We start from the raw sequence: 13462 nt of genomic DNA, 5'->3' as shown, positions 1-13462 counted from the left end.
TAAATAATATACAATTTTAAAAATAGCATTGTAAAAATATGTAAGCGCTAGTGCTTAAATTCACTTAAAAACTCTTTAATAAAACCCACCAGCTGCAAGATAAAAATAACCAAAAAGGGGAGCGCACCAATAATGGCAACACTTCTATTGAGTGGCTCGTTATTTTGAGCAAGTAATATAAAGGCACATAAGCCTAAAGCAAATGACCAACCATATAAATTTACGGTGTTATTAGTATGCGCGTTTTTATTGGAAGAGCTTAATTCCTTTATTATAAGTATTGCTGAGTCTGCCGATGTTGCTACAAAAATGAGCAAAAGCAGCAAGCTTGACCAAATTAAAATACTTCCTTGCCACCCTAATTGTTCAAAAAATACAAATAACCCTTGGGTGTAATCAGCTTTAATAGCCGCTAAAATACCTGCATTATGCGTTTGATCCCACGCTATGGCCGACCCCGAAAAAACACTAAACCATATTATGGTTACTAAGGTAGGCACAAACACTACACCTATAATGTATTGCCACACAGGCCTACCTTGGCTTATTTTAGCTAAAAACACACCCACGAATGGCCCCCAAGCTAAACACCAAAAATAGTAATTATATGTCCAACCATTAGCCCATTCAGGATCTTTAAGTACGCTTTCTAATTGCCAAGTACCAGTAGTAATGAGCTGAATGTAATCCCAAGTCCCCCCTATCGCTATATCAATAATTGGTTTTAATGGCACATAAAACATTAACCATATAATCATGCCAAAAGCTAAGAGCACATTAAACTTACTCAGCGCTTGCACCCCGTTTTTCAGGCCTAGCTTTGCTGAAACCGTATACAAAACCACGATTAAACTAATTATAATTAAACCCGAAAGCAATACTGACTCAATGCCTAGCTTTAATTCCAACCCCTTACGAAGTAATAGCGTAGAGTTTGCAATAGTCCCCACGACGCCAAAAAATATTGCGAATATGGCTATAAGTTTAATACTAAAGCTCAACTTAAATTGCCAACCGCTATTTATAACCCCTTTGGTTACATTAATAACGGGCGCGGCTATATCGCCAGCCTCACCACTTTTAGTACTAAGCCCTCCTAAAACTAAGCCAAACACCGCATATAGCGCCCATGCATGTGCTCCCCAATTTACAAGTGTAAGCGCCAAGCCACTCGTTTGAGTGTTTGCATATAAACTTTGTTTTAGTACAGGATTAACTGAGTGAAGTGCAGGTTCTGCTACGCCCCAAAAAATGAGCCCCGATCCCATTCCTGCTGCAAAAAGCATAGACAGCCAACCAAATAAGCCAAATTCAACACGGGCAGCGTCCCCGCCAACTTTTCGCCTACCAAGCGGGCTTATGGCAATAACAATGACGGCAAGTAGTAAAAAATTGACTAACAAAAAAAACGGCGCCCCTAAAAAGCTTAAGGCGCTATTGATGAGCGGTTGCAAATGATCAGTAAGTAGTTGAGGAGCCAAAAATGCAATAGCACTAAGAGTAAAGCACACTAATAATGCAGTTATTTCAAGCTTGGTTATATGTAAATGCAATTAAAATACACTCTATTGAGGCCTGTTGACCTTTCAGGATTAAAATTTGTTCAATCTAGGGGCTTATTTAATCGTGGTGCGAGGTTTGTAACCTAGTGGGCTAAGTCAAAACCGAGTAAAAAAGAGTAAATGGCCCCTAGACAGAACCTGTTTGGCATTTATACGACGTTATCGCCTATTTACGGGGAGTAACCATACTACACAGGCTCTGCCTTGGCTAAATACCAAACAAACTGCTGTAAATTTAACTTCGAAAGATAAACAGGCCCTAGTCTTTAATAATAAAATAATACGCACTTTGCAAAATTAATTAAACGCATAGGTAGGATTTACTTGTAAAAGCGTTAACTAATCATGTAAATATTACCAATTAAATAATAAGCGCCCACCTATAAAATATTTAATTCACTGAATATCAACAATAAAATCATTGGCCTGTCGTTTGCTATCAATATACACCTTTTACCATTAGAGACCATTATGGAAATTGATTTACAGTGGAATGAGATCATCGATAATTTAATTCACCTTGGTATAGCCTATTTGCTTGCCCTACCTATGGCTTATGACAGAGAGAGAAGTAATGACGGAGCAGGCTTAAGAACATTTCCTCTAGTTGCTGTAGCCTCGTGTGGCTATGCTGTTATTGCAATGTCGGTGCTAGAAGGTGCTGAGGCGCAATCTAAAATGTTACAAGGAATAATAACAGGCATAGGTTTTATTGGTGGCGGCGCAATTTTAAAAAATAATAAATCTACGTCGGGCACAGCAACAGCAGCAAGTATTTGGAATATGGGTTTAATTGGTATAGCTGTGGCATATAACCGTTATGAAATCGCCATAGTACTAGCTGTCATTAATTTTATAACTCTCAGATACGTTAAAAAGTTCAAGTAATACATATTTGGGGAGTTACGCTTAAGCGGTGCTAATAAACCACAGATTGTCATTTCCTAAATTTCAGACGCTCACTCTCGCGTGACGTTATTTTATAACATATAATACCGACATATTTTATCTCCCTTTTGAGCTTAGTTATGTCAATCCCAGCTACGCCTCCTCGATTACATCATATTGATTTACTTCGAGGTATTATCATTATTTTTATGGTCATAGACCACGGCATGTATTACTGCCTAAATTATTCAGTCACCGATCCGATGACGGTTCCTGGTACTGATCCCCTCACCTTTTTTACCCGTTTTGTTTCGCACTTTTGCGCTCCTTTATTTGTTTTTTTAGCGGGGCTTTCGGCAGCCATAACTGAGCATAAATACACTTCCACTAAAGCATTTTCACAAAGCTTAATTATTCGTGGTTTAGTACTTATTTTGTTTGAATTTACTATCGTCTCATGGTCGTGGAGTTTCAACCCCGCTTTCCCGATGCTATACGCGCAGGTTATTTGGGCAATTGGCTGGGGCTTTGTTATGCTTGGGTTACTTCGTTTAATTGGCTTATATGCTGTATTTATAGCAGGTTTGCTATTAGTGTTCGGCCACAATTTATTTGACGGGGTAAGTTTTGAGCCAAATACGCTGGCAAATACACTGTGGTCTATAGCACATCAAAAAAATGTACTCGAACTGCCTTTCGGTTTTAAAATAAGAACAACCTACCCTGTAGCTCCCATTATAGGCTTAATGGCAATGGCTTATTGCGCTGGCGTTTATTACAAAGCAAAAAAGTACAGTGCAAAAGCAATAAACCATGCAGCTTTACTGGGCGTTAATTGCTTAGCTTTATATACAATACTACGCGGTTTTAATTTATATGGTGATACATCAACATTTACTATTCACAGTAATACTCTTGATACCATTATGTCGTTTTTAAACCCAACCAAATATCCGCTGTCGTTACAGTTTATGTTGCTAACAGTAGGCCTTGGGCTTATCGCACTTAAATTTTTAAGCCGTCTAAAAACCGATTTTTCACGTGGTTTTTTACAGGTACTTGGCAAAACCAGTATGTTTTCATACCTTGTACATCTGTATTTATTGCATGCACTAGCGTGGTTGCTTATCCCTATTTTAGGGCTTAATTATAGCGATATGACCTACGGTGAAACCCTTGTTGGTTTACCGCCAGGATATGGAATGAGCTACGTAGCTACACTTACTTTTATAGCTGTTGTTATTGGGCTTACCACTTTACTTGCTAAGCACTACATTACTTGGAAACGGAATAACAAACACAGCTTAATTGCTAAATACATTTAAAAAAACAAAAAACCCCGCTTAATACTGCGGGGTTTTAGTTGGTAAGCATACTCAGTAATAATCTATAAAAAGCTTTTACCGCTTTGTTTAAGAGTCACAGTTTGAGCGATAGTACTTTTAATTAATAAACCGCATCGCACATCATTTTTAGAAATTTCAATTTTATCAATAGTGCTTAAATCATAATTAACTACTTTGTTTTCACACCTAAGCTGTACTTTAGATAACGGCTTGTCTGATTTGAGTTCTACTTCACTTTTAGACAATAGCGGTAAAACAGCCTGCTCAGATTCAAGTGAAATTTGCTGACTTATTTCACCCGAATTTTTATATATATCGTTCACTTGCGCTAATAACTGTGCTTTATTTTGCTCTGAAAAGGTTATTGAATCTATATTATCTAGTGCATCAATCGCATCGTAAGCGCGCACAAAATCTTGTTTTGATATAAACCATTGCAGTGCATTTTTAATTACACGCTTTTTTATTTGATCTGGTAAGTTATCTCTAAACAAAAAAGCTTCATAAATATGCTTATCAAATTTTTCCCAGTCTTTTACAAAGTAGCTATGTTGGCTTTTTAGCCACGCCAATAAAACTATTTCAACGGTGTTTTTAGTATGCTCGTTTTCAAGTTCTGTAATATATGTTTTAGCCTCATCGTATTTTTTATCATCAATAAGCTGGCTGGCTTTTTTATAATCGTCAAAAAAGCCAGGAGATGCTTGATCATTAGAAAAACTAGCGTGCACATTTTGTGAGCTTACCTTAATTGTTTTAGCTGTAGGTACAGCATTACCATTTATGCGCGCGCTTTTATAATTGAGTTTAGAAACGTAATCGATGGCTTCTCTTTGATATTTTTTTTGTCCTGCCGTGGCCACAATTTCAATATCACTTACCTGCCCGTTTTCATCAACCACGTAGCTGCTTAAGTTAATGCCTTCTAACCTTGATGCGCGTGATGAGGTATTAGTAAGTTGATCGTAATTTTTATTTATTACCTGTGCAGGTACAAAGTCATCCGCTGATACTGGTGGTAGAGTAAAGGTTGAAACTAAAGAAAGTGCGAGTAAACGTTTTTTCATCGAGTTATCCATCCTAGATTATGTTTCTAATATAAAAACAAAGGTACTCCATAAATCCAAATAAATCCATAAAAACACGTCATTTTTTAATCAATTTTATACCAATCCGTTTAATTAATTTCTCTATTGTGAGATTGGAAAAATGTGTTGCTAACCAGCAAAATAATCTTATTTAGTTGTTCTAAATAATATTTTAACGCCGATAATGGGTCGTTTAGGCACGAAAAATGATTGAGTATGGCGAGTGGGTATTATAAAACTCAAGCATAAAAAAAGGCGCCTTTCATAGCGCCTTTGGATTCAAGTATGTGTGCTTAGGACATATCTTGATAGGAGTGGGTTGTATTAAACGAAATAGCTTTATCAAAGCCAGGAAGCTCTATTCCTGCTTCGCCAATTACAATGTCGTTATCGTCAATGGCGCCATCACCAAAACGATAGACTAATTCGTACTTACCAAGGTCAGCTTGCGCTTTATAGGTATTTTGCGCGGCAATAACGTTAGTGTTTTTATCAGCGTAATCACTCATCACTTTTTCACCATGGCGTTTAGCAAGCATTTGCAGTGTTACTTTAGCGCTCAGTACAGTGGCTGTGGCATTATTTCCGCCAAAACCTTTTGAGTTTATAAAGGCTATGTCCATATCGCCACAGTCGTAGTGGCTGTTACGTATATCTAAATGATCTGCATAAACATCGTCAGCAACTTTATCTATAGTCGTAATACCCGGCATAATATTATGGCTAAATACACCCAGCGCAATCGCAAGCTGATCGCCACTGGCAGGGGCAATTGTATGCCCTACATAGGCTTTAGGCGCCGTTACTTTCCAGCTATCAATGGCAAAGGTTTGCGCTACTTTATGGTAAATAAGTGACTCTGTGACTCTATTTTGCGGTGTGCTTGATCCATGCGCTAAAATAAAGCTGCGCTTTTGCAGCGCCTCTTTACCTAATATGCTTTTTGCAAGCGCTACAGATTTAGCCATGGTAATGTAATTACCAGGGCCAGGAGAGGTGATTGATTTTTTAATGCCATCAGCATTTACAAATACATCAGGTACAGAGCCCATAATGTCTGCGCCTAGTTCAAGTGCTAACGCATCCTCCATTAAAATAGCCACTTGTGCACCTTCACCTAATGTAAAGCCGCAGTTTTCACCAAATGGGCGGCTACTTTTACGGTAATCGGGCTCTTGTTCACTGCTTAAATTATCTAAACGGCGCAGGCCTTCAACATTGGCAAGGGCGCTCATATTGCCAAAACCTTCGACCACTTCTGGCGTAATAGCGCATTCAACACTTGCTACCACCGCAACACGGGTGCGTCCTGCTTGAATATCGTTTACTGCAGCGCGTAAGTTATATAAAAATGTCGCACATGCGCCCGAGGTAGAAAACGTAGTCCCTACATTACCTGTAACGTACGCGTTTATAAAATCGGTCGACATCGTATTTAAACCAAGTGCTAATTGCTTAGTACTAACACGATCGCCCTGCTGGCGCGCTTTAACTAAACCACCTAATCCTTTATCGTCCATTTGACCAATAACAGAGGCTGAATAGGTACCAATTTTATCTGGCTCTACGCTATTCATTATGCGTTGCCAGTCAAGGCCCGTTGATTTAATGGCATCATTTGCTGCAAATATAGTCGCTTGCAAACCACGCGGCTGGTAACGGCTGTTATACATAATTGATGGATCAAACCCAGTAGGAAACTGACCTGCCGATTTAATTGGATTATCACGTGTAGAATCAAGCTTTACGTCTAAATCTGCGGCTATTGTTACTTTTACTTTTTTGCCTTCAAGCGCTTGTACTTCCCAGCTTGCAGGCACTGGGGTTGGTAAGTCGCGCGCGCGAGTTTCAAATACTATTGCGTTTTCTTCAGACGATTTTAACGTCATTTTTTGCTGCCAAGGGGTGGCATCTGCGTCAAAATGCTCTTTTTCAATTTTACGAATAAGCGTGCCAGCTATAATTTGCTCACCAAAGCGTGCTTCTATGTCGCTTTGCTCAACATTATTACCGTTTGTGTCTTGTAATTGACCATCAACAACGCGTACTAAGTTCATTAATGTGGCAAGGCCTAAAAATGTTTCACTACGGGCTTGTGCGTTTAATGCATCTAACACGATACGGCGGTAACCTTGATGAAAAGAAGTTCGGCCTGCAGCGTTAATACCGCCCATGCCTACAATTACAGGTAATGCTGTCATAATTAACCTTTAAAGCGTGTTATTTGAGAAGCAAACAGTTTAAATGGATTACCCCCCGTCCTTTGTGCTTTAATAGCCAAATGTTCAGCATTAAAGGCCAAAAACTACTGGTCGGAGCATTTGCATGCAAAACAAAACTGTCAATCCAGCATTAAATATAGCGATAGCTGTGTACCCGCACTTACTCATTACCAGCTTAACACTGCCTATAGAAATGCTTAGAGCCGGTGAAGCCTATGCTAAAGGCCACTTAAACCAGGCTGATTTTAGACCGCTTAGTATAAATTTAATTGCTAAAAATAATGAGCCAATACAAAACCGTACAGGCCTTGCCATAGTGCCCGACTGCACTACACACAACGCGCCCTACAACGATTTAATTATAGTACCCGGCATATGGCGAAATCCTCGCCCTGTCGTTCGTACTAATAAAGAAGTGGTTGAATGGCTACAAGAAAGCTTTGAAACAGGCAGCCACATAATTGGCGTAGGTACAGGTAATTGCCTAGTTGCAGAAGCAGGCTTACTTAATGGTCACCCTGCTACAACCCACTGGCATTATGCAAAACAATTTAGCCACGACTACCCATTGGTAGATTTAAAGCCCGACTTTTTTATCACCCAATCTGAGCGCATGTATACGGTGGCAAGTTTAAATGCGCTTGCGGATGTAATCGTTCATATTATTAGCCAATATTATGGCAAAGCAGCTGCGCAACACGTAGAGCGTAACTTCTCGCATGAAGTACGAAAACCCTACGAAGATCAGCGCTACCTTGAAGGCGCAGTTGACCGCCATCCAGATGAACTTATCGCGCAAATTCAGTTTTGGCTTAAAACCAATTTAGCCAGCGAGTTAAGCTTACAAGAAGTAGCCGCCCAATTTAGTTTAAGCTACCGTACCTTTACACGGCGCTTTAAACTTGCCACTAACCAAAGTCCGATAGAATATTGGCAACAATTACGGGTAGAAGGCGCTAAAGAGTTATTAGCATCGTCTAATTTAACGATTCAGGAAGTGGCGCTTGAGGTTGGCTATAACGACCAAGGGCATTTAACACGCGTATTTAAAAAAGTCCTAAGCCAAACGCCAAGCGAGTATAGAAAAGTAGTGAGAAAAAAATTATTTGGCTAATATTCAAAAAATGTAAAATCAACATAATAGAACCAGCTAAAAATAAGTACTCATATAAATATAACTAACTTACTCACATTTTTTCTACTTGTGCGGTAGCCACTTCTGCCTATTTTTCTTATAAAGATATCAAGGCAAGTAAAAATAATATTTTCCTTAAGGATAAAAATAAATTAGCCATTACCATTAATGATTTATATTATTCTTATGGGAGAGAATTTTATAACTTTAAAATATCAAAGTATAAAGATGTGCGACGTATAATATCTGAATCTAAACTTTATGTTTCTGCTATCTTATATGATAACTTTTTAAAAGCATCAAATGCGTTGGAAGATTTTTAAACTATTAAAATAACTGAAGAACAAATAGGTACAGAAGCAGTTAGATTAAATAATATGATTAGAGATATTAGCTGTATATTCAGATTAGACAAAAATAGCTTAGAAGATTACTTAGCCTACCAGTTTTTATGGTAACTCTATAGCTGAGTCAGTATTTAAAGCTAAATCGTGATACTTAAAGTCATTAGTGCAGGTAAAAGAGTAAAGCCAAATTTTTTCTGGTTCTACTTAGCAATTAAGGCCTAGTTACAGAGGATTATTGTATTGTTTGACTAAATATATTTATCTGTGCTAATTTCATCAAACTAAATAATAAGGATATATTTAATGAAAACATGTGAACCACTAAATGGGTTACAGTTTGACGCTGTGAGTAAAAAAACTATAGAGATAATAAATAATAAAAAAGAAATTAATGATATTCTAGCCGCATTTATTACTCTAGGGGTTTTTTCGAGTATATTCACAAAAAGCAAACCACCTCAAGCAGGTTTCAATATTACACAAACTGATTGGTCTCTTTATGCAAAAGCAATGAAATCTCTCCCTGTAATAACAAACAGAATGATACAAAGCCATGCCGATGATATGGTTATCCATTACCATATGCACAATAATCCTAAACTATTAAAGTTTTGGTTGGGAGTTTCTAGTGGCTGTAAATAATAAATTAGTATTTTTTTTACCAATTTTAATGTCTGTATATTCTAATCAGTGTTTAGGGTCAGATAGTCCGATTTTGGAAATGCTAAACAAGGATGTATTAAATAAAATAACTCTTTTAGCTGATTCTGTATCTAAGTGCAAAGATATTGCAGAGTCTTCTGAATTAGAGCTAGATCTAAGTAGATTCATAACGCTCGGTGTCACGAAAGAAGAATTCCTTAAATCGTTGTTTTATTTGAGGATGCGTAATAGGGATATGTGTGACAATGAGGAACGCGGTAATCTTATTTTTGCAATTGGTCAACTTGACTTCACTCGTGCTGAACTCGGTTTAGAAGCTTCTAAATACGGAAATAGTAGTGGACAACTTTTATATGAACCAAAAAAGTTCTTACAGTACAAAGTCAACTATATGAATCTCGCTGAAGATGTACGTCTTGAGTTTGAAAAGCAAGTAGGGACACAGCCTTTTATATACACAGCTATTTTACAGAATTTAAATCTTAATATTTTTGATAAGTAATAGAGCATATAAGCACGAGATGTAGAGAGATAACAGTGTGTCATTACACTGATAGGGTTCATATTTGAGCTTTCAAACAAGCTTAAATATCTACCTATTTCAATAACACTGAAAAAAGCGCCACTTAATTAGTGGCGTTCTGTGTCGTTAAACTCTTTTCGGTAGTAACGTTTTTGATAATTTTTTACTTTAGTGTGCACGCCTTTACTTAAGCTTTTAAATTTTACCTCTAGTACATCTACGCCGTATAAAATACCGACCACCAGCACCGAAAGTTTAATAGCAGCAGCCAAATTGTCTGTGGCTATCATTACGCCAATTGAGGCAAGCACCCATATTGTTGCAGCTGAGGTAACCCCTACTACGGCGCCGTCTTTTGCAAGCATAACGCCAGCGCCTAAAAAGCCAATGCCTGTAATTATTTGCCCCACAACGCGCGAATGGTCAATTACATCGCCTTGTAAGTTAAACGCAGTCGATAAAAACAAATACGTGCCTAGGGTTATTAAAGCCGAGGTACGAATACCCACAGGTTTACCGCGCAACTGGCGCTCTAACCCTATGATGGCACCGCAAAAAGCGGCAGTACCAATAGCTGCCCACGAATAAGGGGCTACATCAATTAAATCTAAAAAATTCACTCTTTACATTAAACCTATTAATCATTAGCAATGGCCACTGCGGTTCTTAGCCGTTGGCCACCAAATGCTGACATTTTACTAAAATCACTGCGCGCTATAGGTACGTACTGGCAATCTATAGCAAGTTGTTTGTCGCTTCCTGGCTCGCAAAATGGATCGTGTACATACACGCAGTGCTCATCAAGGTGGGTAACGCACACCCAATGCGGTGATTTTTTACCATCAAAACTGTATGTGCTAATCAATAAGAGTACGCTAAAGCCTTGGCTTAACCACTGTTCAATATGCTCAAGTTCAACACTTTATAGCTAAGCGGTATATTAGCCTGTGCAATACCATCAACAAATTGTTGGTGTACTGTTGTAAGTACCACTTTTTTGTTCTCATTGCGTACGCCATCTAAAAACAAAGGCTCTGTGGTATTAACCATTACCTCGCTTTTAAAGCCGCGTTTGTTAGCGGCAAGTGCTAGACCAAACGGGTGGCAACCACCATGCCCCGAGGTCATAAAAATGGTGGTGCCTTCGCGCCACAGTGCCAGCTCGTGTGATTGGCTAAGCTCCGTTGCTGGCTTAAGTGCCCACATTGCCATTAATAACGCCGCAGGCCCACAGGTAAACTCGGTCGTTTGCTGATACCATGGCGTTAATCGCGCTACTTTTAGCTCATTCGTTTGGCGAATATTTTTTTGCATTCGCAATGCATCACTATGATCATCGTAATAATCGCTGTATTGGCCAAATACTCTGTAACCCAAACTTTTATAAAGCCCAATACTCTGTAACCCAAACTTTTATAAAGCCCAATAGCACTTTTGTTATTTACGGCCACTTCTAAACGAAGGTAAATTCGCCCACGCTCGCTGGTTTGCTTTTCAAGCGCAGCTAATAGCATTTTGGCAATGCCTTTACCTTGCATTGTGGGTTTTACAGCTAGCGAATATAAACGCGCTAAACGTGTGCCTTTATGGCACCACACAAGCCCATAGCCGCATACTTGCTCGCCATTTTCTGCAATTAGCAAAATACCGTGCTTAGCACTTAACCAGCGCTTTAAGCTACGCGGGCTCAATTTATCGTTATTAAAGCATGCCTAATAAAATACTCAGCACTATAAATAGAAACACCCAGCGTACTAAGTGGGCATTGCGCGTATCACTTAATACGATGGGTGCTTTAACAAATACCTACTGTAAGTGTTAGCGCTTAAATTGCTTAAGCGACATCTGCTTTATATGCCCTTTTTAAAAACCACACAAACGAGATATTTTTAGCGTAAAGATAAAAAGTATTGATTAACTATATTTTCCTATTAATGCAGATTAAAATACGCAAAATTACTATTTTATGAGCGTTATAAATGTCACACCCAGCCTGCCCACAGTGCCAATCTGAATATGTTTACGAAGACCAGCAACTACTTATTTGCCCTGAATGTGCCTATGAATGGAACCCAAATACGACAAGCGATGAAGACGCAATTTTAGTTAAAGATGCCAACGGCACTCTACTTAATGATGGCGATAAAGTAACCGTAGCCAAAGATTTAAAAATAAAAGGCAGCTCACAAGTGATTAAAATTGGTACCAAAGCGGTCGTTAGACGTGTGCTTAATAAAAAAGATCACGAGCTAGATTGTAAAGTAGATGGTATTGGCGAAATGATGGTAACAGCGAAGTTTGTGAAAAAGGCTAACTCGTAGGTCGGATAAGTGGCGAAGCCATGCCATCCGACACGCCATAAAGCCGAGTTTATTTCATTCAACAATAGAGTTTTATACAAGGCTAAAATGTATTATGTAGCTATGGCTTCGTCGGATGGCGCTTCGCTTATCCGACCTACAAATAATTTATATTATTTCGCCGCACCAATTATTTGTATAAACACCTTGTTTCACGGCTCTGTGAAAACTTGAATAAGGCCAATCAACTACTCGACTAACTAAACCGTGCTTTAAGGGATTAAAGTGAACATAGTTAACATGATGCCAATAATCATCATTATTTTTAATCGTGTGCTCCCAAAATCGGCGTTGCCAAATTCCGCGCTCATTTTTACGTTTTCGTGTTTGAGTTAAAAACTCTGTTTTTGGGAGAGATTTTGAAAATCGCTTTTTAATTTCTCGCCAGCGACTTGAATAATCCACATCACCATCTGGTAAGGTTAAAACCGCATGAAGGTGTTCGGGTAGCACAACCCATGCATCTATATAAAATGGTCTTTGGAGTTTAACAACACGGATAGACTCTCTTAATAAATCGATATTCTCAACCAACAACGATTTATTCCTATCGAACAAATTAACGGTAAAAAAGTACGTCCCACCTTTTACATAATTACGACGATATTGCATTACATATCCACTGTATTATTTGTTACGCATTAGCTAAATAAAGCGTAATTTTAGGATATATACAACATTGACGTAGGTCGGATAAGTGGCGGAGCCATGCCATCCGACAGTTAATTTATGAGTTTTAAGAAGCGCGTTTATTGTGTTGGTAGTTTGGATCGGTGTCATGCTGATTGTTTTGTTTTGGGATGACTTGTTTGTTATACATTGCCATATTTTTCCAATATTTCAGTGCATGCAGCGTGTACTTGCGTTGAATAATAATTAATAGTTTCTTGTATTTCACTGTCAGATTTAGATAATAACTCATCGCTACAATGTTGCCTGACTTTTTTAAGTGGCAAATGATCAGTTTCTGATGTAATTAACCCAAAGATATGAAACTCTGTTTCCCAACATTGACCATGAATATTATTTCCTAGAAATGACAAAGCTAAGACAGTATCCAAATAGTCTTCATTGCTAGTTAACAACGCCTTCGCAAGCTCACAAGACTTTCTCTTACTTGACTCATCATTCATAATCGATGCAACCTAACTCCGTAACGAAAACCAAACTTGAGAATAAAACCAAACTTGACACCCACTTTAATTTAACAGACGAACCTATGCGTAAACTGCAAAATTTAGGATGGGTGTCTTGTTTATTTTTTTCTTGACGGTCATACTCCACCTTTTATATGAAAAAAGCAGGCTCTATTTACTCGAGTCGTTTAC

General features: G+C 38.3%; 12 protein-coding genes and 1 pseudogene. 6 read left to right on the top strand and 7 right to left on the bottom strand.

Going from position 1 to position 13462, the window contains the following annotated elements:
• Positions 1-47 precede the first annotated feature (47 nt).
• The gene (locus AN391_RS16625) at positions 48-1511 is read right to left on the bottom strand and encodes a BCCT family transporter (RefSeq protein WP_235575952.1); all 1464 of its coding nucleotides are present in this window, start codon (positions 1509-1511) and stop codon (positions 48-50) included.
• Between the two features lie 522 nt (positions 1512-2033).
• Here AN391_RS16625 and AN391_RS16620 point away from each other — a divergent pair.
• Positions 2034-2450: an MgtC/SapB family protein gene (locus AN391_RS16620; RefSeq protein WP_055016441.1), complete on the top strand. Its 417-nt coding sequence runs from the start codon at positions 2034-2036 to the stop codon at positions 2448-2450.
• A gap of 140 nt (positions 2451-2590) precedes the next feature.
• Positions 2591-3775, top strand: coding sequence for a DUF1624 domain-containing protein (locus AN391_RS16615; RefSeq protein WP_055016440.1), 1185 nt, complete (start codon positions 2591-2593; stop codon positions 3773-3775).
• Positions 3776-3837: 62 nt separating this feature from the next.
• Here the strand turns inward: AN391_RS16615 and AN391_RS16610 are convergent, their stop codons facing one another.
• Both AN391_RS16610 and AN391_RS16605 read right to left on the bottom strand, forming a co-directional pair.
• Positions 3838-4863 carry an energy transducer TonB gene (locus AN391_RS16610; protein ID WP_055016439.1) on the bottom strand — a complete coding sequence of 342 codons (1026 nt, stop codon included), beginning with the start codon at positions 4861-4863 and terminating at the stop codon, positions 3838-3840.
• Positions 4864-5177: 314 nt separating this feature from the next.
• Positions 5178-7085 carry a beta-ketoacyl synthase gene (locus AN391_RS16605; RefSeq protein ID WP_055016438.1) on the bottom strand — a complete coding sequence of 636 codons (1908 nt, stop codon included), beginning with the start codon at positions 7083-7085 and terminating at the stop codon, positions 5178-5180.
• A 124-nt stretch (positions 7086-7209) separates the two neighbouring features.
• Here AN391_RS16605 and AN391_RS16600 point away from each other — a divergent pair, with 124 nt between their 5' ends.
• The 3 genes from AN391_RS16600 (at position 7210) to AN391_RS16590 (ending at position 9753) form a co-directional block, all read left to right on the top strand.
• Positions 7210-8220: a GlxA family transcriptional regulator gene (locus tag AN391_RS16600; protein ID WP_055016437.1), complete on the top strand. Its 1011-nt coding sequence runs from the start codon at positions 7210-7212 to the stop codon at positions 8218-8220.
• A 671-nt stretch (positions 8221-8891) separates the two neighbouring features.
• Positions 8892-9230, top strand: a complete 339-nt coding sequence (locus tag AN391_RS16595) for a hypothetical protein (protein WP_055016436.1) — start codon at positions 8892-8894, stop codon at positions 9228-9230.
• A complete protein-coding gene (locus AN391_RS16590) occupies positions 9217-9753 on the top strand; it encodes a hypothetical protein (RefSeq protein ID WP_055016435.1) in 537 nt (178 codons plus the stop codon). Before AN391_RS16595 ends, AN391_RS16590 begins: the two co-directional genes overlap by 14 nt.
• A 128-nt stretch (positions 9754-9881) precedes the next feature.
• Here AN391_RS16590 and AN391_RS16585 read toward each other — a convergent pair whose 3' ends face one another.
• Positions 9882-10394: an MgtC/SapB family protein gene (locus AN391_RS16585; RefSeq protein WP_055016434.1), complete on the bottom strand. Its 513-nt coding sequence runs from the start codon at positions 10392-10394 to the stop codon at positions 9882-9884.
• A 17-nt stretch (positions 10395-10411) separates the two neighbouring features.
• Positions 10412-11486: pseudogene (locus tag AN391_RS16580) on the bottom strand (GNAT family N-acetyltransferase/peptidase C39 family protein); the annotation flags it as partial.
• Positions 11487-11753: 267 nt separating this feature from the next.
• On the opposite strand from AN391_RS16580, the gene AN391_RS16575 reads away from it, so the two are divergent.
• A complete protein-coding gene (locus tag AN391_RS16575) occupies positions 11754-12095 on the top strand; it encodes a zinc ribbon domain-containing protein YjdM (RefSeq protein WP_055016433.1) in 342 nt (113 codons plus the stop codon).
• Between the two features lie 147 nt (positions 12096-12242).
• Here AN391_RS16575 and AN391_RS16570 read toward each other — a convergent pair whose 3' ends face one another.
• Together AN391_RS16570 and AN391_RS16565 are read right to left on the bottom strand one after the other, a co-directional pair.
• Complete coding sequence (locus AN391_RS16570; RefSeq protein WP_055016432.1) at positions 12243-12746, bottom strand: REP-associated tyrosine transposase; 504 nt, start codon at positions 12744-12746, stop codon at positions 12243-12245.
• Positions 12747-12946: 200 nt separating this feature from the next.
• Positions 12947-13267 (bottom strand): hypothetical protein, encoded by a 321-nt coding sequence (locus AN391_RS16565; protein WP_055016431.1) that lies wholly within the window; start codon positions 13265-13267, stop codon positions 12947-12949.
• Between the last annotated feature and the right edge of the window lie 195 nt (positions 13268-13462).

It is taken from the genome of Pseudoalteromonas sp. P1-13-1a (assembly GCF_001401875.1).
Classification (GTDB): domain Bacteria; phylum Pseudomonadota; class Gammaproteobacteria; order Enterobacterales; family Alteromonadaceae; genus Pseudoalteromonas.
The sequence above is the reverse complement of the archived record's forward strand: the minus strand, read 5'-3'. Positions and strand labels throughout refer to the sequence as shown.

What these genes read in the sequence shown, in the direction of transcription:
- AN391_RS16565 (WP_055016431.1), bottom strand. Translation starts at nt 13,267, where the DNA reads ATGAATGATGAGTCAAGTAAGAGAAAGTCTTGTGAGCTTGCGAAGGCG.
- AN391_RS16605 (WP_055016438.1), bottom strand. Translation starts at nt 7,085, where the DNA reads ATGACAGCATTACCTGTAATTGTAGGCATGGGCGGTATTAACGCTGCA.
- AN391_RS16615 (WP_055016440.1), top strand. Translation starts at nt 2,591, where the DNA reads ATGTCAATCCCAGCTACGCCTCCTCGATTACATCATATTGATTTACTT.
- AN391_RS16610 (WP_055016439.1), bottom strand. Translation starts at nt 4,863, where the DNA reads ATGAAAAAACGTTTACTCGCACTTTCTTTAGTTTCAACCTTTACTCTA.
- AN391_RS16620 (WP_055016441.1), top strand. Translation starts at nt 2,034, where the DNA reads ATGGAAATTGATTTACAGTGGAATGAGATCATCGATAATTTAATTCAC.
- AN391_RS16575 (WP_055016433.1), top strand. Translation starts at nt 11,754, where the DNA reads ATGTCACACCCAGCCTGCCCACAGTGCCAATCTGAATATGTTTACGAA.
- AN391_RS16570 (WP_055016432.1), bottom strand. Translation starts at nt 12,746, where the DNA reads ATGCAATATCGTCGTAATTATGTAAAAGGTGGGACGTACTTTTTTACC.
- AN391_RS16595 (WP_055016436.1), top strand. Translation starts at nt 8,892, where the DNA reads ATGAAAACATGTGAACCACTAAATGGGTTACAGTTTGACGCTGTGAGT.
- AN391_RS16600 (WP_055016437.1), top strand. Translation starts at nt 7,210, where the DNA reads ATGCAAAACAAAACTGTCAATCCAGCATTAAATATAGCGATAGCTGTG.